Annotated in this window: 28 protein-coding genes and 1 pseudogene; 25 read left to right on the top strand and 4 right to left on the bottom strand. The window is 35.6% G+C overall.

Translation table 11 applies throughout. From position 1 onward, the window contains the following. Window positions 1-46: 46 nt before the first annotated feature. Window positions 47-1,006, bottom strand: a complete 960-nt coding sequence (locus EsVE80_RS13455) for an IS30 family transposase (protein WP_000222573.1) — start codon at window positions 1,004-1,006, stop codon at window positions 47-49. Between the two features lie 370 nt (window positions 1,007-1,376). Here EsVE80_RS13455 and EsVE80_RS13450 point away from each other — a divergent pair, with 370 nt between their 5' ends. From EsVE80_RS13450 to EsVE80_RS13400, 11 genes are all read left to right on the top strand, one after another. Beyond that, complete coding sequence (locus EsVE80_RS13450; protein ID WP_029486042.1) at window positions 1,377-1,712, top strand: hypothetical protein; 336 nt, start codon at window positions 1,377-1,379, stop codon at window positions 1,710-1,712. Between the two features lie 29 nt (window positions 1,713-1,741). Continuing rightward, the gene (locus tag EsVE80_RS13445; protein ID WP_029486041.1) at window positions 1,742-3,709 is read left to right on the top strand and encodes a heavy metal translocating P-type ATPase; all 1,968 of its coding nucleotides are present in this window, start codon (window positions 1,742-1,744) and stop codon (window positions 3,707-3,709) included. 23 nt (window positions 3,710-3,732) lie between these two features. Next, window positions 3,733-4,068 (top strand): ArsR/SmtB family transcription factor, encoded by a 336-nt coding sequence (locus EsVE80_RS13440; RefSeq protein ID WP_051661423.1) that lies wholly within the window; start codon window positions 3,733-3,735, stop codon window positions 4,066-4,068. Between the two features lie 206 nt (window positions 4,069-4,274). Further along, window positions 4,275-4,499 carry a hypothetical protein gene (locus EsVE80_RS13435; protein ID WP_029486039.1) on the top strand — a complete coding sequence of 75 codons (225 nt, stop codon included), beginning with the start codon at window positions 4,275-4,277 and terminating at the stop codon, window positions 4,497-4,499. A 23-nt stretch (window positions 4,500-4,522) separates the two neighbouring features. Then, window positions 4,523-4,987, top strand: coding sequence for a signal peptidase II (gene lspA, locus EsVE80_RS13430; RefSeq protein ID WP_034706604.1), 465 nt, complete (start codon window positions 4,523-4,525; stop codon window positions 4,985-4,987). Window positions 4,988-5,231: 244 nt separating this feature from the next. Next, the gene (locus EsVE80_RS13425; protein ID WP_173104232.1) at window positions 5,232-5,831 is read left to right on the top strand and encodes a tyrosine-type recombinase/integrase; all 600 of its coding nucleotides are present in this window, start codon (window positions 5,232-5,234) and stop codon (window positions 5,829-5,831) included. 48 nt (window positions 5,832-5,879) lie between these two features. After that, window positions 5,880-6,596 carry a Fic family protein gene (locus EsVE80_RS13420; protein ID WP_173104231.1) on the top strand — a complete coding sequence of 239 codons (717 nt, stop codon included), beginning with the start codon at window positions 5,880-5,882 and terminating at the stop codon, window positions 6,594-6,596. 13 nt (window positions 6,597-6,609) lie between these two features. Continuing rightward, a complete protein-coding gene (locus tag EsVE80_RS13415; protein WP_173104230.1) occupies window positions 6,610-7,389 on the top strand; it encodes an abortive infection family protein in 780 nt (259 codons plus the stop codon). 82 nt (window positions 7,390-7,471) lie between these two features. Beyond that, window positions 7,472-7,828, top strand: coding sequence for a type II toxin-antitoxin system RelE/ParE family toxin (locus tag EsVE80_RS13410; protein ID WP_002339788.1), 357 nt, complete (start codon window positions 7,472-7,474; stop codon window positions 7,826-7,828). After that, window positions 7,818-8,084, top strand: a complete 267-nt coding sequence (locus EsVE80_RS13405; protein ID WP_002339787.1) for a helix-turn-helix domain-containing protein — start codon at window positions 7,818-7,820, stop codon at window positions 8,082-8,084. Before EsVE80_RS13410 ends, EsVE80_RS13405 begins: the two co-directional genes overlap by 11 nt. Before the next feature lie 158 nt (window positions 8,085-8,242). Further along, window positions 8,243-8,644, top strand: coding sequence for a DUF4062 domain-containing protein (locus tag EsVE80_RS13400; RefSeq protein WP_232061366.1), 402 nt, complete (start codon window positions 8,243-8,245; stop codon window positions 8,642-8,644). Between the two features lie 12 nt (window positions 8,645-8,656). Here EsVE80_RS13400 and EsVE80_RS13395 read toward each other — a convergent pair whose 3' ends face one another. Further along, entirely contained in the window at window positions 8,657-9,337 is a 681-nt protein-coding gene (locus tag EsVE80_RS13395) for an IS6-like element ISS1N family transposase (protein ID WP_173104229.1), read from the bottom strand. 57 nt (window positions 9,338-9,394) lie between these two features. Next, window positions 9,395-10,434 (bottom strand): annotated as a pseudogene (locus tag EsVE80_RS13390) (Y-family DNA polymerase); the annotation flags it as partial. Between the two features lie 592 nt (window positions 10,435-11,026). Between EsVE80_RS13390 and EsVE80_RS13385 the strand changes: the two are divergent. The 5 genes from EsVE80_RS13385 to EsVE80_RS13365 all read left to right on the top strand — a co-directional run bounded on the left by EsVE80_RS13385 (window position 11,027) and on the right by EsVE80_RS13365 (window position 15,113). Next, entirely contained in the window at window positions 11,027-11,839 is an 813-nt protein-coding gene (locus EsVE80_RS13385; protein WP_002287942.1) for a ParA family protein, read from the top strand. 16 nt (window positions 11,840-11,855) lie between these two features. Continuing rightward, window positions 11,856-12,281 carry a hypothetical protein gene (locus tag EsVE80_RS13380; RefSeq protein WP_002389872.1) on the top strand — a complete coding sequence of 142 codons (426 nt, stop codon included), beginning with the start codon at window positions 11,856-11,858 and terminating at the stop codon, window positions 12,279-12,281. 591 nt (window positions 12,282-12,872) lie between these two features. Further along, entirely contained in the window at window positions 12,873-14,372 is a 1,500-nt protein-coding gene (locus tag EsVE80_RS13375; protein WP_173104228.1) for a primase C-terminal domain-containing protein, read from the top strand. A 135-nt stretch (window positions 14,373-14,507) separates the two neighbouring features. Then, window positions 14,508-14,795, top strand: coding sequence for a hypothetical protein (locus tag EsVE80_RS13370; protein ID WP_010731557.1), 288 nt, complete (start codon window positions 14,508-14,510; stop codon window positions 14,793-14,795). A 3-nt stretch (window positions 14,796-14,798) separates the two neighbouring features. Continuing rightward, window positions 14,799-15,113 carry a hypothetical protein gene (locus EsVE80_RS13365; RefSeq protein WP_173104227.1) on the top strand — a complete coding sequence of 105 codons (315 nt, stop codon included), beginning with the start codon at window positions 14,799-14,801 and terminating at the stop codon, window positions 15,111-15,113. Window positions 15,114-15,154: 41 nt separating this feature from the next. Here the strand turns inward: EsVE80_RS13365 and EsVE80_RS13955 are convergent, their stop codons facing one another. Continuing rightward, window positions 15,155-15,610, bottom strand: coding sequence for a hypothetical protein (locus EsVE80_RS13955; protein ID WP_232061371.1), 456 nt, complete (start codon window positions 15,608-15,610; stop codon window positions 15,155-15,157). 981 nt (window positions 15,611-16,591) lie between these two features. Between EsVE80_RS13955 and EsVE80_RS13355 the strand changes: the two genes are divergently transcribed. The 9 genes from EsVE80_RS13355 to EsVE80_RS13310 all read left to right on the top strand — a co-directional run bounded on the left by EsVE80_RS13355 (window position 16,592) and on the right by EsVE80_RS13310 (window position 25,769). After that, window positions 16,592-17,014, top strand: a complete 423-nt coding sequence (locus EsVE80_RS13355; protein ID WP_002307506.1) for a cupin domain-containing protein — start codon at window positions 16,592-16,594, stop codon at window positions 17,012-17,014. Window positions 17,015-17,097: 83 nt separating this feature from the next. Beyond that, window positions 17,098-17,751, top strand: coding sequence for an ABC transporter ATP-binding protein (locus tag EsVE80_RS13350; protein ID WP_071863431.1), 654 nt, complete (start codon window positions 17,098-17,100; stop codon window positions 17,749-17,751). Continuing rightward, window positions 17,748-18,512: an ABC transporter permease gene (locus EsVE80_RS13345; protein WP_081140310.1), complete on the top strand. Its 765-nt coding sequence runs from the start codon at window positions 17,748-17,750 to the stop codon at window positions 18,510-18,512. The genes EsVE80_RS13350 and EsVE80_RS13345 overlap by 4 nt, the downstream gene beginning before the upstream one ends. Window positions 18,513-19,108: 596 nt before the next feature. Continuing rightward, a complete protein-coding gene (yidD, locus tag EsVE80_RS13335; RefSeq protein WP_173104226.1) occupies window positions 19,109-19,393 on the top strand; it encodes a membrane protein insertion efficiency factor YidD in 285 nt (94 codons plus the stop codon). Beyond that, a complete protein-coding gene (gene trxA / locus EsVE80_RS13330; RefSeq protein ID WP_002318457.1) occupies window positions 19,374-19,694 on the top strand; it encodes a thioredoxin in 321 nt (106 codons plus the stop codon). Before yidD ends, trxA begins: the two co-directional genes overlap by 20 nt. An 8-nt stretch (window positions 19,695-19,702) precedes the next feature. After that, window positions 19,703-20,446 (top strand): IS30 family transposase, encoded by a 744-nt coding sequence (locus EsVE80_RS13325; protein ID WP_408639882.1) that lies wholly within the window; start codon window positions 19,703-19,705, stop codon window positions 20,444-20,446. Window positions 20,447-20,808: 362 nt separating this feature from the next. Then, window positions 20,809-21,000 (top strand): hypothetical protein, encoded by a 192-nt coding sequence (locus EsVE80_RS13945; protein ID WP_232061370.1) that lies wholly within the window; start codon window positions 20,809-20,811, stop codon window positions 20,998-21,000. A gap of 376 nt (window positions 21,001-21,376) precedes the next feature. Beyond that, window positions 21,377-25,036: a SpaA isopeptide-forming pilin-related protein gene (locus EsVE80_RS13315; RefSeq protein ID WP_173104224.1), complete on the top strand. Its 3,660-nt coding sequence runs from the start codon at window positions 21,377-21,379 to the stop codon at window positions 25,034-25,036. A gap of 1 nt (window position 25,037) precedes the next feature. Further along, on the top strand, window positions 25,038-25,769 hold the full coding sequence (locus EsVE80_RS13310; RefSeq protein ID WP_173104223.1) for a pilin N-terminal domain-containing protein: 732 nt from the start codon (window positions 25,038-25,040) through the stop codon (window positions 25,767-25,769). Window positions 25,770-25,808 lie beyond the last annotated feature (39 nt).

Raw genomic sequence — 25,808 nt, 5'->3', positions numbered from 1 at the left:
ATAATACATGAAATTGGGCAATGATGTTTTTTTATTTTCTTAATTGTCAAATTAAGTTAGACAAATCATCAATACTTACGTAACTCAAAAATACTTCCAAAGGTGTTCGATAATTCAGTGATTTTCTAGGAATATTATTTCGTTTCGATGCGACAGATTGAATAAAAGATTCATCTACTGAATTGAAATCCATAGATTTCAATAAACCATCTCTACGTAACAATCCGTTAGAATTCTCGTTTAGGCCTCTTTGAGACGGCGTTCCTGGATCAGCGAAATAAATGGCAATATCATTGGCATTACTGATCTGTTTCCAATTTGAAAATTCCTTTCCACAATCAAAAGTGATGGATTTGAATAGATTTTTCGGTACAGATTCAAACCAATGATTTAATTTGTTTTCAATATCAATCGCTTGTCTACCACACGGTTTCAATGTGATGATAACTTTTGATAATCGTTCAACTAAGGTAATTACAGCACTTTTATGTTTCAAACCTACGATAGTGTCACCTTCAAGGTGACCAAACTCATTTGAGAATTGGCTATAATCTTTTTCACGTTCATGAATAGAGCGACGGAAAGCTTGTTTTCCACGTCTTTCTTGATGTCCATTTGGTTTACGCTTGCCTTTCATCGGTAAGTCAGAAGGATTAAATAGCCCCTTTTTGAACATACGATAAATGGTACGAGCAGAACAACGAATAGGAAACGCTGCACGACCAACAATCACATCGGGTGTCCATCCTTGAACAACCTTTCTTTGAATATATTCTGATTGTTCCTCAGGTAAAACAAGCGGGCGTCTACCACAGTTTGATTTGTTTTTCTTATACTGTTGATAGTACTCTAAGGCTGATTTTCCTTGCTTGAAGAACAGGTATACTTTATGGATCGTTTGTCTTGAACGATTCAAGCAATGCGCAGTTTTCGCAACAGATTGATTTATTTTGAAATAAGACTCTATCATTACAAGTTCATCCGTTGTAAGATGGGTATAGGTCATTTGTACTCACTCCTTATAATTCTTTGGACGGAACTATTTTGAGTGTAGCACAAATGACTTTTTTAGTTGTCTAGCTTAATTTTACAATCGGCGTTTTATGAAGTGGCTAAGTTCATTTTAAAATTCGCCAAGAATATAAATTAGGTAATTATTTCAATATTTTTCAAAACACTTTAATCTCATTTATAGAATATGTTTTAGATATCGACGTAAATTTAGGTGGAAATCGATGGTATATATTCAAAAGCAATCGATCGAAGCTGATTGCACAGAAGAAAAACCGTAATTTTTTTAAAATGCATATGAATGATTTGACATATGTTTGATTAATCATTTATAATATTCTTATATTAACTAAAGGATGAGTAAGATGTCAAAAGAAAGAAAAAAAGAAATACGGAGAAAATTGATTAAGCTTTTAAATGAAAATCCTAACTGGTTAGATAGTGATCATACAGAACTAAAAAAAGAAATTCAGTTGTTGGGACAGTTTCTAGGATATAACTCCAAAAACAAAAAAATTGGAGACTTAACTTTAGAGAAATATTTAAAATTACTTAGCTTAGGTTTCAATAACCAAGAAATAAAAGGAATCTATCAGTTATCTGAGGGGAGCTTTAAGGAGTGGCTGAAAGAGCATGATTTTTATCGGCGAAATGTAGATGAGATTTTGAATGAAAACAAAGAATTCAAAAACTATGATTAATCATAAACAATATTTAGGAGGTAACGTAAATGGACAAAGAAGAAATCAACAACAAAAATCATTCTCTTAAAAACAAGACTAGTAACCATGGAGGCACTGAGCATAAACATAATGAAGAACACGATCATAGCCATGGGAATATCCCAGTATATTTTTACTTCATAGGGTTAATCACATTTTTAATTGCTCTATTTTTAGGAGAAGATCTACTTATACTTTCTAACATGTTATTTAGTATTACGGTGGTTTCTGCAGGGTACCATGTAATCATAGAGGGCTTTGGAGATACAATAAAAGATAGTTTGAGAACGAAAAAATTCATGCCTAATATTCATTTTTTAATGGTATTAGCAGCAGCTGCCGCAATGATTATTGGTAGTTTTGAGGAAGCCGGTCTATTGATTTTGATTTTTGCCGGAGCACATTTCTTAGAAGATTACGCTGAGGGTAAGAGTAAGAGAGAAATTACGAATCTACTAAAGCTAAATCCCACTGAAGCTAGAAGAATATCAACTGACAACTCTGTTGAAGTCGTGTCAGTTGATCAATTAGTGGTCGGAGATAAAGTGCAAGTTTTAAATGGAGGACAAGTGCCTACAGATGGGAAAATAATCTCTGGAACAACATCAATCGATGAGTCGTCTATAAACGGTGAAAGTATTCCAAAAGAAAAAACAGTGGGTGACGATGTATTCGGAAGTACAATTAATGGTACCGGTTCATTTGTTATGGAAGTTTCAAAAGATAGTAGTGATACTGTATTTGCAAAAATATTAAAACTAGTTGATCAATCGCAGAAAAATTTGAGTAAAACAGCAACAACCATAAAGAGGTTAGAGCCCAAGTATGTGACCTTAGTATTGATGATTTTCCCATTTATATTGGTCTTGGGTCCAACAGTTTTTGGATGGAGCTGGAATGTAACTTTATATCGAAGTATTGTATTTTTAATTTCATCTTCACCTTGCGCATTAGCAGCTAGTGCGGTACCAGCTACTTTATCAGCGATTTCTAATTTAGCTAAGAGAGGTGTACTGTTTAAAGGGGGATCATTTTTATCTAATTTAGGGGAACTTAAAGCTATTTCTTTTGACAAAACAGGGACTTTGACGAAAGGAAAACCCGTTGTTACAAATCAATATTTCATTGATGGGGTCGACGAAGAAGAGGTAATCGACGTTATTGTATCAATGGAAAAAGAATCAAATCATCCTTTAGCGACTGCTATAGTTAGTAATTTTCCACATACGGAGACAAAAACACTATCAGTAGAAAATGAGGTTGGCAGAGGATTAGTATCAACTTTCAATGATAATGAGTATAGAATTTCTAAACCTTCGGAATTTAACAGTTATGATAAAAACATAAAAGAAAAAGTTAATGAGTATTCAAAAGACGGAAAGACTGTTGTTTTAATAGCAATTAATAAGGAAGTTATAGGTTTAATTGCATTAATGGATGTCCCTAACTCGAATGCAAAAGATGCAATAGAATACTTCAATGATCAAGGTGTTCACACTACTTTAATTACAGGAGATGCTAAACTTACGGGTGAATCGATTGGCAATGAGCTAAAGATTGGTCAAGTAATTGCTAATGTTTTACCGGAAGATAAGGCGAAAATTGTTAAACAGCAACAGGATTCATATGGACTAACTGCAATGGTAGGTGACGGAGTCAATGATGCGCCAGCTTTAGTTAATGCGGATGTAGGAATTGCTATGGGCGATGGAACGGATGTTGCTATCGATGTAGCGGATGTGGTTCTAATGAAGAATGACATATCGAATTTAGTTTATGCTCATAAAGTATCTAGACGATTAAATAAAATTGTCTGGCAGAATATTATCTTTTCAATGTTTATTGTGTTGCTATTAATATCATTAAACTTTTTAGGTAAAATGACTATAGGAATAGGAGTTTTAGCTCACGAAGGAAGTACTGTGTTGGTTATTTTTAACGGATTGAGATTATTAATTCCTCAAAAAGAAATGTGAAAATTATAGGACGGAGATTCTAAATGAAAAATAAGGATTTAGAAAGATCAGTTGAGGGAGCCCAGAAAATCGTAAAAGTACTCAATGATCGAACCAGACTAAAAATACTGTTTTTTTTGTCGAAACAAGAAAGAAATGTCTCTGAATTACAGTCATTGGTCCAAAGATCACACACAGCAACATCGCATCATCTTTCTAAGTTGAAAAGTAATAGGATGGTTTCAGCAGAGCGTAAAGGAAAGTATATGTACTACTCCTTGAATGATGAACATATAAAAACTATTTTAAAAGTTCTGTTTGAACACACTATGGAAGAGGGTGAATTTTGTGGGACACCATCACAAAAAAGATTATTATAGAGATGACCACCATAAAAGTAACACTTACAAAAAAGAACATCATGGTAATCATGGTTCCTATAGAAGTAACAGAGGCTGCTTAGGCTGTTTAACTCAAATATTCCTAGTTTTAATTATAGTATCATTTATCTTTATCAGTGTTAATTTGTGATTATTAGCTGATGTGTTAAGTAATTGAGGTAAATATTTTGATACGGAGGAACTCAATGAATAGAGAAGAAATTTTACAAACAATCAAAGATCTAATAGCTAATGGCAATATTGAAGAAGCAAATGCTCTTTTGAATGAACAAGCTACATTCTTAGCAGATTATTATGATCAGGCAGCTGGATTATTTGAAAATTTAGATACTGTGCAAATACCTTTTTTTAATAACAAGGAAACTATATTGTTGTTATGGGAAAAACTTTCAAATTTATTCAATAAATAAATATTTAGATGATGAGGGCTTTCATGTTATTTGTAAGTGTAATATCAATATTCGTTCTTCTAAGTGTAGATCAGATTGCTAAATTATTGACAGTTAATATTTTTGCATTATATGAAGAAAGAGTCATTATTCCCGATATTTTTTCACTGACCTATATTCAAAATAGTGGGGCAGCTTGGGGGATTTTGAGTAATAATACAAACTTATTGATTGTTATATCGGTGCCCATAATCGCTATGTTGGGTTGGCTAATGTTAAAAAGTAAAAAAAAGATTCTGACGAGTGGCCTGAATTTTATTATTGCAGGTGCATTGGGAAACTTAGTAGATCGAATAAGGATTGGCTATGTAGTTGACATGCTACGTCTTGATTTTCTAAATTTCCCTGTATTTAATATTGCAGATGTAATGTTGACGTTTGGTGTGCTTTTGGTGATCACTGATTATCTATCAGATAAAATATCAAATGTAGAGAATAAAAATCATTGATTTTAATGGTCTTATGCAAGACATTCTGAGAAAAGTGCTATTAAAAAGTATCTGCTTAAATATATTCCATAAATTTTACTGATGTGACACAAACTGATTCTGTCACATTCGTTAAAATCGCTCCATCCTTAGAGGCTCTAAGAGGAAATCACTTTTCTTTTAGCGCCTTTTTTCTATAGCTTGTTTAAATGTGACTTATTGTCTGTTATAATCATATTAAGTAACATTTGAGAGGGGACTAAAAATGAAGAGCGTGGAACCGATTCGCGACAAAAAAAAGATCGATGCCATGAAGGCCATTTTGGCTTCCGGAAAATATGGGCAACGAAATTTGGTGCTTTTTTCGATCGGGATCAATACAGCGTATCGAATCTCCGATTTAAGACAGTTAAAATTAAGTGACGTTTTAGAAATTTCCCGTGGCCGGGTGATTGTCAAAGAACGTCTGGCCATGAAGGAACAAAAAACAGCTAAACACAATTCGGTCTTCATTTCGAACAAATTGCGAAAAGTGATTCTTGATTATGTTCAATCAGAATTTACTGAGCAGCTGCAAGCACAAGACTTCAGTAATTATTTGTTTCCAAGTCGAAAAGGAGCAGATACGCCTTTGACCCGACAAAGCCTTTGGCGGATCATTCATGAAGCAGGAACGGCGGTCGGGTTGAAAGAAATTGGTCCCCATTCGATGCGTAAGACCTTTGGCTATTTTTTGTACAAGCAAGGAACCAAAACAGAGATCATTCAGTCGCTGCTAAACCATTCTTCACAACGGGAGACCTTACGCTATATTGGGATCACCCAGGAAGACAAAGATACCGCAGTAAAGAGTTTGGATCTATGACAGAATAACGCCCTATATAATAGAAGGAAAAATTAAATAGGTGAGAAAATGAACGAAGAAAAGCAGCCTAACTTTCCTGATAAATACCACTTATCTCGCAAAGAATTGGTGTATTTATTGAAGAAAAACATTGTGGAACTGGTGTATAATGCGGGAAAGTTTGAAGGATTGAATACAACGCTATTACAAACAGAAGAGATTATTAAGTATAATCGGACCAATAACGTTGCTGTATATGATGTCCTGACCGTAGTTAACTTAAAAAGAGGCTTTGAAATGCTTTTAAATGACGTACAGGAGCCCCTGTTAGAGACAAGTAAGCGGATTAATCGGATCGTTGCAGCGGAAGATGCGCTTTTTCCCGGTGAAATACGATCCGGTGGGGTAGAAGTATCGACTATTCAAGGAAGATATGTGCCACCAATATTAACTGAAGATGATGTAAAGAATCAATATCACAAGATAATGAGTCAAGAGATATCAGAGACGGAAAAAGCTTTGCATCTGTTTCTATTTATTTCGAAAAATCAAATATTCTGGAATGGCAATGTGGGTACAGCCTTGTTGATTGCGAATAAGATTATGTTTAGCAACGGTTTAGGACTATTATCAATACCCGAAAATGTATTTATGAAATTTAACGAACTTTTATCAAAGTATTACAACAGTAATCTATTAGTCAATGAGTCAAATATTATATCATTTTTATATGAACAGTGTATCTTTGGTATTAATTATTTGAAAATAATCCAACATACAATTTAAGAGGTATAAGTAAATGATGACTATAGACGAAGCAAAACAATTAGCAACTTATTTTTCAGTTGGTTCAGCGGGATATATTTTAGACTTTACTAATGTAACGTGGAACATATTTACAAAGAAAATCGTAGGGATTGAAATACAAAATCATTATGGGGGCTCAAAGGGAGTATCCTTTCAAAAGTTTCTGCTTGACGATCAATTTGATGATTCGTTAAAGAATCGGTTAATCCAATCTTTAAAAGGTATTATGGATCGAGATAAAAAATATGAATCTACTGAAATGAATCCCATAGTTCAGTTGCTTTTTGAGGAAGTATTTAAAGAAGATACTTCAACTGCATTAAGAAAAATGAAATTTTCAAGCGAGATTGATTTACTTTATATTCGGCAGCTACCCATTAGGATTCAAACAGATATTAAAAACAAGGATTTTGACTCTGTTTTGACAAAAGCAAATACTTTAATAGATGAAGTTCTAAAATTTATTATTGAAAATACCGAAGGACCGAGTGTTAATATTAATTTATTTAAGTCAAAAGAATTAAGAAAAGAAGCATTTGGCCACCTCAATATTAAAACTGAAAAAGATATGGATAATAGAATCAAAGCCCTTGTTGGAGCACTCAATACATTATCAGATAAAATACTCGAAATGAGAAATAGTCAAGGAGATGCTCATGCACATGGCTCAAATAGAATAGTAATTAAGGAAGAAGAAGCAATTCTTGTTGCAAATTTTTCTATGGTTTTGTGCGAGTATTTGTTTACTAAGTATAAAGAATTAAATAGATAATAAAATGCATATTTTATAGTATACAATTCGAATTTTTATGTTATATACTATAATATAAAATCAATATATGATATAATTGGGTATGGAAAAAATATCTTTTGAAACATTTAAAAGACCTAATGGTCATGATGAATTTTTAGAATGGTTGGAAACATTACCAAAAAAAGATAGTGCGAAGCTTTTACGTACAATAGAAGAAACAGAAAAGAATGGGATGCTAGTAGCTCAACGGTTGAAATGGGTGAAAAAATTAGACACTAATTTGTACGAATTAAGAAGTAAGGTAGGATCAAACATCCAAAGAGCCATCTATTTCCATGTGGACAATGGAAGGTATGTCATTACTCACGGATTTACTAAAAAAACGGAGAAAACACCAATAACTGAACTCAAGCATGCAAAAGAACTTAGAGAGGAGTGGTTCACAAATGATGATTAAAAAATTGATTGAAGAAAAGAAAAAAGATAAAGATTTTGCAGAAGCATATGACCGTGAAGGAAGAAAACTCGAAACTGCGGTTGCTCTTTATCATGCTCGGGAGGAAGCAGGGCTAACTCAAGCGGAGCTTGCACAAAAAGCACATACAACTCAATCTACTATTGCTCGAATTGAGAGAGGGGATAACGTATCTTTCGATAAACTTGATGATATCGCCAGGGCATTAGGTAAAAAGCTGGTAGTAGAATTTGCTTAAAAGCGAGTTGAAAATATATCTATAATAGGCTCCTAACTAATCAATTAGTTTAGTGGGCCTTTTTTTACTAGATAGATAAAGGTTGTACTATAGTGTAAAAGACAATAAATTTTATACCAAAATTACTTTAAAGAGAACTAGAGAGAAAGGTACAATAAATGAAAACCATAAATCTTATAAAAGTATTTATAGCATCACCAGGTGATATAGCAGCAAAAAGGAATGAAGTAGAAGAAACCGTATATAGATGGAATATAGAAAATACAGATAATACAAAAGTGATTTTGATGCCTATACGATGGGAAACTAATGCGATTCCTACTTATATAAATAATAGCTCTGGGCAAAGTGTTATTAATAAACAAATTGTAGAAAATAGCGATATTTTATTAGCGATTTTTGGCCATAAGTTGGGCTCTCCAGTTGATAATTATAGATCGGGAACTATAGCAGAAATTGATTACTTCTATAAAAATAGCAAAGGCGAAGTAGGAATTTTTTTCTTAGACGAACCAGTTGGTTCTGTTGCGAAGTTTGAAAATCAAACGCGCCCTCTCTGAACTCCAAATATCTTAGGCTGTTATTCCCATTAATACCTTGATTTCAGTAGACACCGAAAAGCCGAAGAGCGTTCCATTTCTTCGGTTCTTTTTATATATTCCTCGAATGGTCTCCATGCCCTTAATCGTGGAAGAGGCTGTACGGAGACTTTGATAAAATTTATTTCGTCGTTTAATAGGTCGATGGTCTTGTTCTATTAAATTGTTAAGATACTTCACAGTTCGGTGCTCTGTCTTAGTATATAAACCCACACTCTGTAACTTTCTAAAGGCGGAGCCAAGAGAAGGTGCTTTATCGGTCACAATTGCTTTCGGCTCACCAAACTGTTTATGGAGTCGTTTTAAGAAAGCATAGGCTGCTTGCGTATCCCGTTTCTTTCGTAACCAGATATCTAAGGTTAAGCCGTCCGCATCAATTGCACGATAAAGATAATGCCAACGTCCCTTAATTTTGATATAGGTTTCGTCCATTTTCCATGAATAGAAGGATTGTCTATTTTTCTTCTTCCAAAGATAATAGAGGACTTTGCTGTACTCTTGCACCCAACGATAAATCGTAGTATGACAAACATTTATTCCACGATCATATAACAATTCCTGAACTTCACGATAGCTTAGATTGTAACGCAGGTAGTAACCAACAGCGACAATAATGACGTCTTTTTTGAATTGTTTGTCTTTAAAATGATTCATTACTCTGTCCTCTCTGTCTTTTTTCTCAATTTTACACTAAAATAGATTTTTTGGAAAACTTTGCAACAGAACCTGCTGGTGAAACCCTCTACTCCCTGATCGATCCACATAGCCCATTGAAAATCCGATCCACAAAGATATGACTTCAGCTTTAGCTCCCGATCTTCTCAATCTTGTTGCTACTTGATCAGCCATTTCTTTGATTACAATTTCTATTTCATTTCGACGTGTATAATCACGGTTTAACACCTGACTGTTCCCTATCGACTTAGATTTTACTTTGTATTTCTGACCTAAGAATGATCGATCGACGCCCCAGCTGTGTGCATATAGTTGAGTACCTAAGACACCAAAATTTTGCTTCAGCTGATAGTAATTTGCGTGTGCCAGATCATGCATAGTAAATATACCCATTCGCTTCAGTCTGATTGCAGTCCGACGTCCGATACCCCAAACGTCTGTAATGTTTTCTACTGACCAAAGCTTTTGATGAACGTCTTCATAACGCCATTCTGCTTTCATATCTGAATTTTTTTTACTTTCGAGGTCTAGTGCGAACTTGGCCAAGAGCGGATTGTCACCTATTCCGATCGTTGTGAAAATTCCAGTTTGTCGATAAACGTCTGTTTGAATCATTCTCGCCAGCTCTCTTGCGTCCTTTGCACTGAACAGCTTTAATGAGTCTGTGACGTCCACGAAGCTCTCATCGATGCTGTATACGGAATGATTTTGTTCGTCAGCGTACTTCTTGTAAATGTTGTTAATCTCCATATTCTTTCTCATATACAGTGCCATTCTCGGTGGTGCGATTACGAGGTCTTCCGGATACGGAAAAGGAAGATCTCGTGATCGACTGACATTAGAAATTCCATAGGCTTTTTTGCGGCCGGACTCGATGCCAGGATCAACCCACTCCCTCGCTGAGAAGGATCGTCTGAAGGATAGGACATGACAACTAACTTTGCCTTTAAAGGATTTAGTCCTCTTTCTACGCATTCTACGGACGCATAAAATGACTTACAATCGATACAAAGAATATCCCGTGAGGGTTCTTTTGTGTAGTCAAACCTTGGGTTTACGCCAAATTGCATAACCATGATAAATCACCTTTTCTAAAAAAAGATACGTTTTATACACATTAGAACACATGTTCGTTTTTTTAGTCAAGGAAATTCAACGATTAAAAATATTATTATAGATTAGTCTTCAATAAATTATAGTATATCTTATACATTAAATAATAAAGTATAAGATATACGTTTAATTAAGTATATCTTATACCATAAACGTTATTTTGAAATTTTATCAGAATGATTTTTTTACGTCAGCCAAACACTGAATCAAGAAATTTGTTGTATGAATCTGCTATTAAATGAAATATAGCAGAAATAATAAATATATTTTGTGTAACTTATATATTAAATAATAAAGTATAAGTTATACGTTTAATTAAGTATAACTTATACCATAAACATTATTTTTAAATTTTATCAGAATGGTTTTTTACTTCAGCCGGAACACTAATTCAAGGGATCTGTAGTATATATCTGCTATTAAATGAAACATATCAGATATATTGAATATATTAAGTATATCTTATACTTAATATATAAAGTATAAAATAAATATTGAATAAAATAAATATATAAGTTATACTTTAAATAAAGATTAAAGAAAGTAGGTAAAAATATGACAGCAACTACTTATACAGTCGGGAACTTTAAAGGTGGAGTAGGAAAAACCAAGATAGTTACAATGCTAGCTTTTGATAATGCTGTAGTAAATAAGAAAAAAACACTGGTAATAGATATTGATCCGCAAGCCAACGCTTCACAAATATTAGCAAGAACTGTTGACTTAGATCATATTGATAAAACAATAGTTGATGGAATCAACGAAGAAAATCTTTCAATTTGTATAACGCCGATTATGGAAAATCTAGATTTAATTGCATGTGATACAAGTTTTAGATCGTTTTCTAACTATGTTATTGCTAACTTCGAAGATGAAAAAGAACAAATCATGGTTTTAGAAAAATTGTTGGAACCTATTAAAGAAAATTATGAGACTATTTTTATTGATGTGCCTCCAACTATTAGTGCATATTCAGATAATGCTATGGCGGCCTCTGATTATAGTATAATAGCTTTTCAAACACAAGAGGAATCGTTAGATGGAATTGGAAAATATGTTGGGTACCAAAAATTTATGATTAACAACTACGATATTGATCTTGAAGTGATATCTATAATTGCATGCATGCTTGAACCAGACGATGATTTAGATAAAAGTGTATTGAGCGAGGCTATGGATTTATATGGATCCGCTGTATCGAAGAATATTGTTAATTTCCAAAAACGACTAAAACGTTATTCTAGAGAAGGAATATCTTTGAAAAAGTATCGAAACGGAAATTATGATCAATGGGACTATAGGGCACATGAACCGTTTATAAAAATACTAGCCGAACTTGAATCACGCAGAAAAATATTTGAAGAATAGCTAGGAGGGAAAGAATATGAGTGAAAGGAAAGAATTTAATGTTGATACCAAAGTTGATACAGAATATGCTGGTCTCTTACAACCAGGAATAAAAAAGAAAAAATCTGTATCAATTAGAGGAGAAAACGAATTTGGATACTCTTCTTTGATGAATAAGAAACCAAAAGCGATTACTTCAGTAGCAAGTAAAAAACGAGGACGTCCTATAGAAATTACAGATGAGAGATTTAAAGTTACAAAACCCAAAAAAATATCTCCTGCTTTGGAGTCAAAATTAAACGTACTACAAGACTACGTTGAGGAACTTCAATCAGTGCAGGGGAGGATTACCTTTGAAAAACTTATTGACACTTTATCGGAAGCGTATATTACACAAAAATTAGGTGTGGCGAAAGAGGAACACTTGAGAGAAGAAATAAAAGATGCATTTGATAAGCTTTAATTTTTTAAGTCATTCAACAATAAAAGTATAAGTTATTACTGATTACCAAAACATAAAGTATAACTTATACTTTATGTTTTTGCGTCACAAAATATTTGTTGTCAGGGAAAGCTTATTTTGAAGGTATCGTTTTATTACCTAATGAAGTGATTTAAAGTATAAGATATACAATAATGTCTAATTAGGTATAACTTATATGAGGTTTATTTAAGTATAACTTATACTTTATTAAAATTTCTTCTTGTACAAATTTAACTGTTTTGTTATATTCAAATAAATAATACATATAAAAAAGAGACGGATAAAAAAGTGAATTTGGCCTCACTTCTTCATCTGAATCACATACAACAACTATGTGTTCTCGTTCGTCTCATGGAAATTATGTGAGTGGCTGGAAACCACTTATGTGATTTGAATAAATCTATTCGGACTACCAATCCGAACCTATAGGTTTATTTTACCATTTTTTGACGAGCAACTCAATATATATACGCTTATTTTGTCGTTCCTTTGAGACTTCTAAGCTATTGGGAGAACACAAATCTTTAAGATTATTTGTGTTCTCTTTTAGTTTGGGAAGGAATAACAGTCATGGCAGCTTCTTTGGATGTCGTATATTCGACGGTATTACAAAATGGTATCCGTAAATTTAAATATAAAAACAGCCACCTAAAACCGGTCTCTTTTAGTGATCAGTCAGGAAAGGGGGCTATTTTTGCGTACCGTTCAAAGGAACACATGATCGAGGGGATTGGACTAGTGATCACTTCAGAAGAAGGGGTGATCGAAAACAATAATCGATTCACTCATTGGACACCAAATGTATTTCGCTATGGAACGTATGCTGATGAAGCCAGAATGTTTACAAAAGGTCATTCTGAGGACAATTTGCGTCAAATCAATACTTTCTTTGTTGATTTTGACACATTGGATCCAAACTTTGACTATGGAGAAATTATCTTGGCCAGTCACGAGATCGGCTTTATGCCGACAATGATTCTACGTACACCGCATGGATTTCAAGCTTTCTATGTACTAGACAAGCCTGCATACGTGACGAAGAAATCAAATTTTAAAGTGATCAATGTGGCCAAAATGATCTCAAAAAATCTAAGAAACAAATTTTCAAATGATTATCGGTTTCCAGTTGATGTAAATGCCAATCATTTTGGGATCACACGAATGCCTTCTGAAGAGAATGTTTTATTCTTTGAACCACAGTATCGTTATAGTTTCGAAGAATGGATCGACTGGTCAATGAGAGAAGATGCGGACAAAAAAGCGGAGATCAAGAACGTTTTTGTATTACCATCTACTCAAGAATTTCGTCAAGTCGATGAACCCTGGTTCCAGCTGTTGCTAAAAAGTCAAAAAATACAAGGTGAAAAGGGCGTATACGGTCGAAATAATGTCATATTCACCTTGTCTTTGGCATACTTTTCGTCAGGATACGAAGTAGAAGCATGTGAATTGACGATGTTAGAATTCAATGACCGCTTGGCTAACCCTTTATCTGATCGAGAATTAACCAGAATCATTCGTTCCGCTTACTCCGGAAAATATCAAGCAGCGCACAGAGAAAAAATTGTCCTATTATGCCAAGAGTGGGTTGATGCCAATCTTTCTGAAGAGCAACTATTCAACAAAAAACGGGGTTGGTGGAAATTCAAGAAAGAAAGAGCTGTTCGCAAGTATTCACATAGTCATGAATGGGCAGAAGATCTACTGTCCTATTTGAATGAGCAATCCTATGAAGAACAACCATACATTATTTCTACAAAAAAAGAGTTAACTAAACGTTTAAAGATCCCAAAACGTTCCCTGGACAAAGTACTGAAGCATTTAAGAGAAGAGAACAAAATTCATTTTCGTGTTCGTGCTGGTCGTAATGGAGGCATTATGCTAGCTTCGATACATGGATTGATGCGCTCCGTTATCCGGCTAAAAAAAGAAAGCCGGGAGGCTTATTTCGCTGCGATCTCAGAAGCTTTTGGAAAAGAATACACGTTTATCCAGACAGCACTGAAACGCTTGATAGATCCCAACAAGATCGGCGTGCAAACAGATCTGTTCATGATCGATACAGGCTGAAATTAAAAGGTGCAAATTGCCTATTACATTATATCTATGATACGTTCCTCTTTTTCTCTCCCTTGCTTGCTGTTCTTAAGAAAGAGTAGTATTATTATCGCAAACGTAATAATATGGTGGGAGGTCTTTCTGACTATGAGTATCAATACCTTTGTATATCCCTACCCGATCAATGTGTTTATTATTTCGCGGTTAGGTCTGACAGTAGAGCAATTTTGTGAGTTGCATGGCTATAAGCAGAGTACAGTAGCAAGCTGGGTAACAAGAAACCGTACCGTAAAGACGTTGCCTTGTGATTTTTTGTATTGTCTAAGCCTTTCTTCAGGCTTGTCAATGGATGATGTTTATCGTCATTTATTGGTGTTGGAGGAGAGGTTTTTAAAGAGTATTGATCCCAAGAAGAAGAAAGAGCAGGTGGATTGATGAATGATTGAGGAGGAAATAGCTGAGCTTAATAGGATCAAAGAATGGGCTGTTCTTTTGAAAATCTATTATGGTATTCTGATTCTTTCTTTTATTACGGCCAGATTAGTTTCTCTTTTATTGGTTCTTTTATCGTTATGGACGAATATGATGCTATTTTTGTATTTGCTTTTAGTGTTTTTCTTAGGAGTAGGGGGAGTAGGTACTGCTATTCTTGATGATTATAAGTGGTCGTTGTTTAGTGGAATTTGTAGGAGAATGAAAAAAAGTGCAACTGTTGAGTCTTATGAATGCTGGAAGAAGGAAATGAATGTGTAGAGGTATACAAAAGAGCCTAGCAATAGATACTAGGCTTTTTCCTATGGCTTTAAAATGTATACAGGTGGAATATGAATGTTGTTTGGACGATCAACGTTTCTGTCAGATAAACGTTGGAAAGCGCCGTGTAGACCTTCTACCAAATGACTGGATGGCAATAAATTGTGCCAATTTGTTACGATTTGATTTAATTTATTTAATCGATTCTGTTTTTCATTAAATTGATCATCCATGTAAATATTTAGTACGTTTGTTAGGTATTGTGCCCACATTTTTAATTCGATAGAGTCCACATGGTCTGCTACGAAAGCTAGTTTTTCCAATATGAGTTTTGATTCTTCAAAGTACCCTAAGTCCATTAAGCAGTCAGATAAGTTTCCCAAGCAGATAGGGTAATATTTCTTGTAAAAATGGTTGAATGAGTCCATGACATTGAAGTCAACAGCAAGTAGTTTTTGACTAACTATTTGCAGCTGGTCAATAGATAATGGGGTCATAAAGTCTGCGAAAAATTGGAAATCATAAGAAGTCGGGTACGTGGCTTCTTATGATTTGATTTATAAGAGCCAGGGCTTTAGTGATATCGATTTTAGGAATTTGAGTAGTGTCATTTGATAAAAATTTCTCAAGCAGCATTCTTAAATGGATTAGTGTCAAATTATTGTTTTCGTTTCTAAAACATCCTTGTATAGCAAGATAGCTTGTTGAACATCATGATGTTCAACAAGGTTGTAACTTTTTTTTGCGTGTTGTTGTCTTCGGATATCGAATTCAAGCAATCACTACTTATCACTAATATAACAAACGCCGCATTGTTTTTTTGTGCACTTTAATAATCTATTCAACTAAGGAATTAAGCTGGCTGTCAAGAGAGTAATATCGTATTGAATCTCAGGTGGAAATTTTCTGCGGTATCTTTTTTGACTGAAATGACATTAGTGTCTTTTGGGGATTGTGTATGTAAGTATTTTTTAAAATCATTTTAACAAGTTTTGGACAAAAATTCTCATGAAAAAGCAGAATTTAAATAGCATGATAAATTAGAGAAGATAGTTTAATGTGCTTATAGGAACACCCCACTTTTACAGTCACAATCAATAACCTTGCTACTTTCTTTCGAAATTGATAAGAGTCTAAAGGATTGACAACGCTTGATAGTGAGCATAAACTTAATGTACGCTAGTTATTTTACAAGTGCAAACTAAAAAAGTATGATGTGTCGTCTCTGAAATTCTCCCTGATTCAAGTCATAACCAGAGTACATATCGGTTATTTTTTGATTCCATATTTTTTCCTTTATGTGCTGAGGATTAAGGGGTACCAATTGTAATTGCGCGTTATATGGTCTTTGTTTAGAATCGCTCTCCAAAAAGCTAATTTTTTTGCATAGAATTTTAGATGTGGTACCATTAATTAGAATTATTATAAATAAGAAGTAGGTATCATTGTTTCAGTACAAAGACTAGGAGGAATGGAAGATGGAAATAGACTACAAGGATCATGGGAAGAAGCCGTATATCATTAATATTGAAGACGCCACCACAGGAAATGATAATTACCGGACGACCATTTGGACAGGCAGTAAACTGCAAGTCACCGTAATGTCCATTCAACCGGGCGATGACATCGGTTTGGAAGTGCACGAAGGCATTGACCAATTTATCCGTATTGAAGAAGGAGAAGGCGTGTGTAAAATGGGGCCTTCTAAAGATAACTTACATGTTCAACAAAAAGTGATGGATGATGACGCCGTATTTGTTCCGGCGGACATGTGGCACAACATCGAAAACACCGGTGATAAGCCGCTCAGACTGTATACCATTTATGCTGGTCCAGATCACCTTGAAGGAACGGTTCACCCTACTCATGAAGACGCCAAAAACGATCCAAACGAACACTGAGGTACACTAGGATGAAACAAAAGCCCTGCACCCGTATGGATGGTCCACTGGTGCAGGGCTTTTTTATAAAGGAGAGAAGTGGTATGAGTGATTCATTGTTTCAATTAGAGAAGGTTGGTTTTCAGGCAAACGGAAACCAAATCCTTCAAGATATCTCTTTTACAGTAAACAAAGGGGAAGTGATTGTTTTTTCTGGTCCTTCTGGAAGTGGAAAAAGTACCCTTTTGAAATTAATTGGTACGCTGCTTTCCCCAACTTCCGGAAAAATTTATTATCGAGGTACGGATCTGCAAAAAATCGATCCTGTGGAGTATAGAAAAGAAGTCTCTTATTTCTTTCAAAACGCTTCTCTATTCGATGAGACAGTTCAAGAGAACTTGTCTTTTCCTGCCCGCATAAGAGAAGAAGGATTTGATCGGGAACGTGCAAAAAAATTGTTAGAACGAGTTCAAATACCTGAAACTTACTTATCGAAAGAGGTCAAGGAACTATCAGGAGGGGAAAAACAACGGGTTGCATTGGTCCGAAATTTGATGTATCAACCGAAAGTGTTGCTCCTGGATGAAGTTACCAGTTCATTGGACCAAGAAAACAGAGCGATTATCCTTGATTTAGTCCGAGACATGATGAAAGACCAACAAACTACGGTGTTGGCCGTCACTCACAACCAGGAAGAAATCGACCAAGCTTCTCGTCTGATTACTATCAAAGGTGGAAAAATGGAGGAATCGAAATGACAAACAATTTGGAAATCAGTAATCTTTCTTTGCTTTTATCCTCTGTCCTCTTGATAGTTGCCTTGTTGATTGATTACAAAGAGAAATTGGGATTAGGAAACGACATTTTTATTGCGGGAATTCGCGCTGTCGTTCAATTAGTCCTTATTGGATATGTATTGAGCTACGTATTACGAGTGGATAACAACTTTCTCACTTTAGCGATGGTTTTGTTCATTGTGTTCAACGCTTCTTATAACGCCCATACACGCAGTGAGGGGATCAACCGCTCTTTTAAAATTTCAACGACGGCTATTGGAGTAGGAACAGCCTTGTCCTTACTCATTCTTGTTTTTTCAGGAGTCATTGACTGGACCCCTTCCCAAATCGTTCCAATTACAGGCATGATTGCCAGCAACGCCATGACTGCGATTGGAGTGACCTATCGGTCTTTGAATTCAAAATTTACGGACCAACGCCAACAGGTATTGGAAAAATTGGCATTGGGAGCCAATAAAAAACAAGCGTCCATGAGTATTGTAAGAGAAAGCGTCAAAACGGGCATGGCTCCTTCTATTGACCGAACAAAAACGGTTGGACTTGTCAGCCTACCAGGTATGATGTCAGGGTTGATTTTTGCGGGAATTGATCCTGTTCAAGCGATTCGTTACCAAATTGTTGTGATGTTTATGTTGATTTCAGTTACTGCGATTTCTTCATTTATTGCTAGTTATATGGCTTACCGTGAGTTTTATAACAATCGCAGTCAATTAATTATATGATTTGGGATGATACACTACTCTTAAAACCAGTGGTTACAATTTTATGTAGTTAAAAGAAGACCTCACGAGAATAATTGCAAAAAGAACTTCATTTTTTAAGGAAGAAGGATATTTTTGTCATCGAATCTTTGGAACGACTAGGGCGAAACTATGATGAAATTTTTTATATAGTGCAGCAACTGGATTAAAAGGATATCGGACTGATTGTTTTGAACATGCCTATCCTCAACCAATGAGAACTTTCGACGAAATCATGTTCTAGAAAGAAATTTCTATCCAATAAGAATTCCAAATCATGGACACTATTATCAAAGATGATAATTTGACAATGATTGCTAGAGAAGTTGAATCAACATTAAAAGAAGTAGTGGACGCTGCTAAATAAATATAAAAAAGACTTTCTCGTGAACTAAAATGGACCCCTATAGAGGACACTAAAAAAAGTGTCCTCTATAGTTTTTTTTGCCCATAGGGAGGAAGGTCATGTAACTTTATCCACTAGCTCTTAATACAAGATTCGGAAATACCGACATATTATGGTCGTTTTTATTCTTTTTGAAAAATGCTTTACAAAAAATATGCATGGGGGTATATAAATGAAAAATATCATTTTATTAAGTATAAAAGGTTATCAAAAAGGAATTTCGCCGTTGTTTCCACCGAGTTGCCGTTATTATCCCACCTGCTCGCACTATGCTGTTGATGCGATTGAAAAACACGGAGCAGCAAAAGGGTCTCTAATGGGAGCAGCACGTATTATGCGGTGTCATCCATTTGTTAAAGGCGGATATGATCCAGTGCCAAGTACATTTTCATTGAAAAGAAATAACAGACATAAGATAAAAGGAGATGAACAATCAAATGACAGTAAAAGTAACTGATATAACATTAGCATCAGAAGTAAAAGAGGGTATTACATTAGTCGATTTTTGGGCTCCTTGGTGCGGGCCATGTAAGATGTTAGGACCAGTATTAGAAGAATTAGAAGCAGAATTTGCACCTGAAATTAAAATTGCAAAGTTGAACATTGACGAAAACAATGTAATAGCTAGTCAACTGGGCATTATGAGCATTCCTACCATGGTTTTATATAAAGATGGTCAGCCTATTGAAAAAATAGTTGGCTACCAACCAAAAGAAGTACTAAAAGAGTATTTAATGGAAAAAGTAACAGCAGAATAATTACTATTATGAGGAGGAAAAATATGTTTTTCAAAAAAACACCTACGATTTCAACTACTGAACTGGAGAATAAATTATCCGAAAAGCCGCAAATTATTGATGTGAGAGAACCGCATGAATTCAAAATTGGTCATATTCCAGGTGCAAAAAATATTCCATTGGCTAAAGTTTCTACCTATACCCCGAAGGGTCAAGTCTACGTAGTGTGCCAATCTGGGATGCGCAGTAAACGAGCGACGAAAATATTGCTGAAACAAGGACATAATGAGTTTGGTCACCTTGAAGGTGACACTATCGTAGGTTTGAAACATAAAAGTGCTGTAATTACCTTAGTTGAACGATTATCAAAAGTTATCATCACATTGCAACCGTGTGGTAGACAAGCGATTGATATTGAAAACAAATTAAATCATTGGTTTGAATCTGTACCGAAAAATCTATTCAAATCCATCACTTTTGATTGTGGAAAGGAATTTTCAAATTGGAAACAGATCAGTAATGCCAATGATATTGCCATTTATTTCGCTGATCCAGGAACGCCGTCTCAAAGAGGCCTAAACGAGAATTCTAACGGATTGTTACGTAGAGATGGTTTATTGAAATCTATGGATTTCAATTCAGTAGATGAATCTTTTATTCAATCTGTCGCATCGAAACGAAATAATATTCCTAGAAAATCACTGAATTATCGAACACCTTTGGAAGTATTTTTGAGTTACGTAAGTATTGATGATTTGTCTAACTTAATTTGACAATTAAGAATATATAAAATATACCAATCAAAAAATCGCTTCAATAGATTATTATTGTTTCTTATTTTATTTAGGATGGAAAAAAATATGATGATTGTGGACTCGACAGCATTTGTTTTGTCAATGATTTCGAACTTAATGTATATGATCTCTTCGAGGCTAGTAAATTACCAGCCTGTTCCTCCTTCTACTTGTATTGACCAATCTTGAAAGATGTTTCCTTATTACCTAATGGACAAGAAGGTTCTTATATTTAGGTCTTAGTGCCTGAATTATCTAAATTTTATCAGTGAACTGATGAAACGATCCAAAGCTACCGTCAGCAGATCATTGGTTTACTGAAAGAAAAAACGAACATCTTTATGGATATCGATGAACACATGGTGTATGAAAAAATGTATACGGCAGATACTCTTAATGATCGGTTCAATGCTTACAAATGTACGACATTTGGTTTAAAACTAGCCTTGGCGCAAAGCCATTATTTAATAAATTTGATTATGCAGAAGTATTTATCCGGGATCGGGTGTCCCAATCGTGATCCTAAGTGCTAAGTTAGCTGTGGAGGAGTTGTTAAAAGATGATCGTTAAATGATTAAGCGTCTTTGATGAATACGATAATGATTTTTATACTGTGAAGCCATCATAAAAAAGCATTCAAAAAATTTTTATACAGTATTTTCTCAATTGCCAAAAGACAAAGAATGCGTCGTCTAAGCTTTTTACCAACGTGCCGATGATACCGTCTATGAAAAAAGCAAGACTCATTGTTTATTGAAGTCAAGAAAAAACGTTTGGAAGCAATGCAAGCATAACATTAGTATTAGCGCTATAAATTGTTTATAATTTAGATGGAAGTATCAAATCTTAGGTAGTACTATTTAAATTTTGTTTAAGAATAGATATCATGTTTTTTAGAGGAGGGAAGAAATGAAGAAGAAAAAATCGGTCTGGTTTATGATGGTTGCTATTTTGATGGGCTTTATCCCGCAAATCTTGACTGCTTATTCGAGTATCGCACAGGCTATAGAAACTCAGCCGGATAAAATCGTAGATCAATCAGGTTTAAAAGTCAGTTCCTCTGTTTCATCAGATGGAAATTCTTTAAATTGGAAATTACAGTATGAAAAAGATGTCGCAAGTGATGGCAATGATCAAGCACTGAAATTCAAAGTGACGGCTGATGGAGAAGCAATAGCTTTTAATGAAGATGCCAGTTTTGCTACTAATGATGACCAATGGTTTGCGGAAAAAGATTTTTCGAAACAATCGCAGGGTTCTCTTTCATTTACAACGGTGCTAAATGTCTCCAAGGTAGCTCTTGAAATTCAAGCCGATGCAACAAAAACGGATGAAACACAAGCTGTCACTATTAACAAGAATATTTTGACTAGTGCGGTAGAAGGTCCGCATGCGTTGAAATTACCAGCAGTGGCTACACAAAAAACGACAGAAGTAAGTGCTACTTCTCAGACAACAGCTGAAGAAACCACTAGTAGCCAAGCGACCGAAACGACGACACAAACGGAAGAAGCCAGTGAAGCAACGTCGTCTGAGATAAATGCCTCGCCGGCAACAGTGGGCGCTAGCAATCTTGAATATCTTAGTGGAATAAGTGCATTTTCTTCCATTAATTACAGCAATATTGCGCCAGAATATACGACAGATGCCACAAAAGGAACTTATCCGACTAATAGCTGGCAACCAGCTGGGCAAACAAATGTGATCAACCACCAAGGGAACAAGGAACGCAACTTTGCCACTTGGGATGGTGTAACTAGCTGGAATGGCGATCCATCAGACACAACACATTCTTATATCCAGTATGGTGAAAAACAAACAGATTTTGCCATTCGGAAGTATGCCAAAGAAACGAGTAAACCAGGGCTTTACGATGTATATTTGAATGTAAAAGGTAATGAGCAACAAGATATCAAACCAGTTGATATTGTTTTGGTAGTGGATATGTCAGGAAGTATGGAATCGAGTCAAAGTAACGGCTGGAATGATCGTGCTGGTGCAGCCAGAAATGGTGTGAAAAATTTCTTGCAAACCATTAAAGACGCAGGCATTGGGGATTACGTCAATGTTGGTTTAGTCGGATTTTCTAGTCCAGGATATGTAACAGGGGCTAACGGTTATCTTACTGTACCGATAGGTAAAGTTTCGGATACTAGTCATATAAATGCAATCAATGATACTTTAAAACCAAAATTTACAGGAGGCACTTACACTCAAATCGGGATCGAGCAAGGTCAGCAGATGCTTGCGGGAAGCTCCAATGAAAACAAAATGATGATCGTATTGACCGATGGGGTTCCTACTTTTTCTAAGAAGGTAACCGCTGCGCAAACGATTGATGGGACTACCTATGCTACTGAATTTGGTAATGGATTGGATGAACCAGGCACTACCTCTAAACTCAATCGTAGTTATGAGGTTGGTTCTTGGGGAAATAGAACAAATATTGATAGTACTTGGCCGGCCACATTAGGAGCAGCTAAAATCGCCAAAGATGCGGGCTTAACTATCCACACGCTGGGAATTCAGCTGAGTAAGGATGGAAATTTTTTAACTGAACAACAAGTTCGCGATAGAGCAAGTCTTATCGCTACACCGGGTAAATACAAAGATGCTGAAACAACAGACGATGTTTCTGATTATTTGAATGAAGAAGCTAAAAATGTAGTGAAATCTTTCAACACCATAGTCAATGGTTCGATCAATGATCCTTTGGGTGATCAGTTCTCTTATGAAGGCACTCCAACTGTGAAGAGCATCAGTACAGGGGATAGTGCTGTAACGAATTTACCGACCGTAAACCAGTCGAATGGTAAAGTGACCACTACTGAGTTGAACTTAGGCAAAGATCAAGAAATTCAGATCCATTATCAAGTGCGTATCAATACAGAAGATAAAGATTTCACGCCGGAAAAATGGTATCCGATGAATGGTCAAACAACTTTGACACCAAACGGAGACAATCCGGATAATAAAGTAGACTTTGGCGTTCCTTCCGCAAAGGCACCGGGGGTGAAACTCGATCTGAAAAAGATTTGGGAAGAATACGATAAGGATACGAGTAAACGTCCCGATTCTCTTAATTTCACCTTGAACCGAAAAGATACCACAGAGAGCAATTCTTGGAAGCAAGGTTTTATTCGTCTTTCTAAAAGCGATGTTGCTACAGATACTAATGTCTGGGAAAAGACCAATATTGAAAAAGTAGCCGAAACACAAGGAGCTACTGAATCGCTTTGGTTGCCACAATTCAACAATAAAGGGAATGATTTTGCTTATAGCTTTGAAGAAGCAACGGTCAATGGCTATGAATCTTCAAGTAATGCTGCTACAACCATTTGGACCAATAAAAAAATCTACACACCACTTGCTTTAGAGATCACTAAAATTTCTGATCAAGGAAAGACACCTCTTAAAGGAGCAGTCTTTAAACTAAGTGGAGGTAGTTTGCCAAATGCAGGCGTTGAACTTAAGGACAACGGGGATGGAACCTATACGTTGTCTGATGATAAGTACAAGCTGCAATTAAATACTGAGTATACATTGACAGAAGTTACACCACCAGCTGGACATACGGCTACTACAACTAGTTGGAAAGTCAACGTTAGTGCAGAAGGTAAAGTAACCATCAACGATGCTGTAACGGGTATTGAAATCAAAGACAACACTATCAAGTACACCATTGAAAATGAGTTTACCAAACGTCCTTTATTGGTTGAAAAATATAATAAAGATAGTGGTAAAACATTAGACGGTGCGAAGTTCACGTTGAAGCAATATGACGATAAGTGGACGAATGATGGTAAAGTTGTCGGTGATGATTTGATCGGAAATGATGCCAAATCTTTTGCTAGCCTGGCACCAGGCTATTACAGCTTGGAAGAAACGAAGGTACCGACAGGCTATAAGAAAGACGATACAGTCTTTAAGTTCCAAATCGATAGCGCTGGGAAACTACTTGATGAAAATGGCAAAGAAATCACCGCTAACTCAAAACCAACGACAGATGGTTTCTATTTAACGAGTGATAATAAGATTGTTTTAATCAAATACAATGAACTGCGTGATTTTGACTTTTCAATTCTTAAAAAGAACTCGCAAAGCAACAAACCATTAGCAGATACTGAATTCAGCTTAGCCACAAAAGAGGATTCCAATACGATTTTGGCTACTCTGAAGACCAATGATGAAGGAACGGGTCAGTTTTTAGATGCTTCGGGTAATCATTACGGTGTTCGTCCAGGAACTTACGTTATCAAAGAAACGAAAGCACCAGAAGGGTTTGTCCTTTTAGAAGGGACTTTCGAGGTCACTATAAATGCGGACGGAACTGTCGGCAATGTGACTTATGATGGTAAGGATCTTGATAAAGATGCTATCAAAGTAAATCTAAAAGATGAGGACAATAACGTCATCGAATTGACGGTTGCTAATACACCCAAAGGACAACTGCCAGCAACCGGCGGATCAGGTATACAGACTTTCATCATAGTAGCCTTAGCTCTTGTCACAGCAGCGGGTGCTCTTACGATCTGCTACTTCTACCGTAATCGAAAGGAGTTGAACTAAGATGAAGAATAAATCATTGTTCATCAAAATCACCTTACTTCTTTCAACTTTGCTGGTAGGGATCTTTACGGGGCAACAAGCCTTTGCGGATGACGGGACGATCGATATTGTGATCCACAAACAATTGTGGGACCAAGCACCTGATGCAACTATTCAAAATACGGGAGCGGCCGATCAAGATACCAAAGATCCAATCGAAGGGGTCGGCTTTACGATTTATGACATTACAGAGGATTACTATAAATTGGTCAAAGGCTCTGACGAAACAACAACTATTCAAATGATTCAAGAAAATGTTGCTGACTATCAAAAAATTATCAGAGAACAAGGCCTGACTGATGAAAAAGGCACAATCAAATTTACCCAACTACCTAAAAGCAGTGGCGGTAAAAATGCGGTTTACCTGATTGTTGAAACGGCATTGCCTGATCCTGAAAAGGTAAAAGTCGAAAAAGCGGCCGAACCCTTAGTAGTGGCTTTACCAGTATATGAAATGAGCACAGACGGTAAAACCTATACGGACAAAGAATTAGCTACCGTTCACCTTTATCCTAAAAATGTGGAAACAATCGTTGAAAAGCCAGTGACACCAACTAAACCTAAAAAACCAAGTAAACCGAAGAAACGCTTTCCACAAACAGGTGAAGCAAAATCCTTCCTAGGTATATTGGGGATTCTTTTGATCGGTACGGCGATCATTTTATGGCGGAAACACTCTGTACGAAACAATTAATCAAAGGTACAAAAGACTAAGGTCTATTGGAATATTGTA

The sequence above is a fragment of the Enterococcus saigonensis genome, from assembly GCF_011397115.1.
Taxonomy (GTDB): Bacteria; Bacillota; Bacilli; order Lactobacillales; family Enterococcaceae; genus Enterococcus_C; species Enterococcus_C saigonensis.
The sequence above is the reverse complement of the archived record's forward strand: the minus strand, read 5'-3'. Positions and strand labels throughout refer to the sequence as shown.

Bases quoted from the DNA above. Each gene is read 5' to 3' on its own strand.
- EsVE80_RS13405 (WP_002339787.1), top strand. From the start codon at position 7,818: ATGATGATTAAAAAATTGATTGAAGAAAAGAAAAAAGATAAAGATTTT.
- EsVE80_RS13310 (WP_173104223.1), top strand. From the start codon at position 25,038: ATGAAGAATAAATCATTGTTCATCAAAATCACCTTACTTCTTTCAACT.
- EsVE80_RS13440 (WP_051661423.1), top strand. From the start codon at position 3,733: ATGAAAAATAAGGATTTAGAAAGATCAGTTGAGGGAGCCCAGAAAATC.
- EsVE80_RS13355 (WP_002307506.1), top strand. From the start codon at position 16,592: ATGGAAATAGACTACAAGGATCATGGGAAGAAGCCGTATATCATTAAT.
- EsVE80_RS13370 (WP_010731557.1), top strand. From the start codon at position 14,508: ATGAGTATCAATACCTTTGTATATCCCTACCCGATCAATGTGTTTATT.
- trxA (WP_002318457.1), top strand. From the start codon at position 19,374: ATGACAGTAAAAGTAACTGATATAACATTAGCATCAGAAGTAAAAGAG.
- EsVE80_RS13395 (WP_173104229.1), bottom strand. From the start codon at position 9,337: ATGAATCATTTTAAAGACAAACAATTCAAAAAAGACGTCATTATTGTC.
- EsVE80_RS13955 (WP_232061371.1), bottom strand. From the start codon at position 15,610: ATGACCCCATTATCTATTGACCAGCTGCAAATAGTTAGTCAAAAACTA.
- EsVE80_RS13445 (WP_029486041.1), top strand. From the start codon at position 1,742: ATGGACAAAGAAGAAATCAACAACAAAAATCATTCTCTTAAAAACAAG.
- EsVE80_RS13455 (WP_000222573.1), bottom strand. From the start codon at position 1,006: ATGACCTATACCCATCTTACAACGGATGAACTTGTAATGATAGAGTCT.
- EsVE80_RS13345 (WP_081140310.1), top strand. From the start codon at position 17,748: ATGACAAACAATTTGGAAATCAGTAATCTTTCTTTGCTTTTATCCTCT.
- EsVE80_RS13325 (WP_408639882.1), top strand. From the start codon at position 19,703: ATGAGGAGGAAAAATATGTTTTTCAAAAAAACACCTACGATTTCAACT.
- EsVE80_RS13450 (WP_029486042.1), top strand. From the start codon at position 1,377: ATGTCAAAAGAAAGAAAAAAAGAAATACGGAGAAAATTGATTAAGCTT.
- EsVE80_RS13385 (WP_002287942.1), top strand. From the start codon at position 11,027: ATGACAGCAACTACTTATACAGTCGGGAACTTTAAAGGTGGAGTAGGA.
- EsVE80_RS13410 (WP_002339788.1), top strand. From the start codon at position 7,472: ATGGAAAAAATATCTTTTGAAACATTTAAAAGACCTAATGGTCATGAT.
- EsVE80_RS13350 (WP_071863431.1), top strand. From the start codon at position 17,098: ATGAGTGATTCATTGTTTCAATTAGAGAAGGTTGGTTTTCAGGCAAAC.
- EsVE80_RS13375 (WP_173104228.1), top strand. From the start codon at position 12,873: ATGGCAGCTTCTTTGGATGTCGTATATTCGACGGTATTACAAAATGGT.
- yidD (WP_173104226.1), top strand. From the start codon at position 19,109: ATGAAAAATATCATTTTATTAAGTATAAAAGGTTATCAAAAAGGAATT.
- EsVE80_RS13420 (WP_173104231.1), top strand. From the start codon at position 5,880: ATGAACGAAGAAAAGCAGCCTAACTTTCCTGATAAATACCACTTATCT.
- EsVE80_RS13315 (WP_173104224.1), top strand. From the start codon at position 21,377: ATGAAGAAGAAAAAATCGGTCTGGTTTATGATGGTTGCTATTTTGATG.
- EsVE80_RS13945 (WP_232061370.1), top strand. From the start codon at position 20,809: ATGGATATCGATGAACACATGGTGTATGAAAAAATGTATACGGCAGAT.
- EsVE80_RS13365 (WP_173104227.1), top strand. From the start codon at position 14,799: ATGATTGAGGAGGAAATAGCTGAGCTTAATAGGATCAAAGAATGGGCT.
- EsVE80_RS13400 (WP_232061366.1), top strand. From the start codon at position 8,243: ATGAAAACCATAAATCTTATAAAAGTATTTATAGCATCACCAGGTGAT.
- EsVE80_RS13380 (WP_002389872.1), top strand. From the start codon at position 11,856: ATGAGTGAAAGGAAAGAATTTAATGTTGATACCAAAGTTGATACAGAA.
- EsVE80_RS13425 (WP_173104232.1), top strand. From the start codon at position 5,232: ATGAAGAGCGTGGAACCGATTCGCGACAAAAAAAAGATCGATGCCATG.
- EsVE80_RS13415 (WP_173104230.1), top strand. From the start codon at position 6,610: ATGATGACTATAGACGAAGCAAAACAATTAGCAACTTATTTTTCAGTT.
- EsVE80_RS13435 (WP_029486039.1), top strand. From the start codon at position 4,275: ATGAATAGAGAAGAAATTTTACAAACAATCAAAGATCTAATAGCTAAT.
- lspA (WP_034706604.1), top strand. From the start codon at position 4,523: ATGTTATTTGTAAGTGTAATATCAATATTCGTTCTTCTAAGTGTAGAT.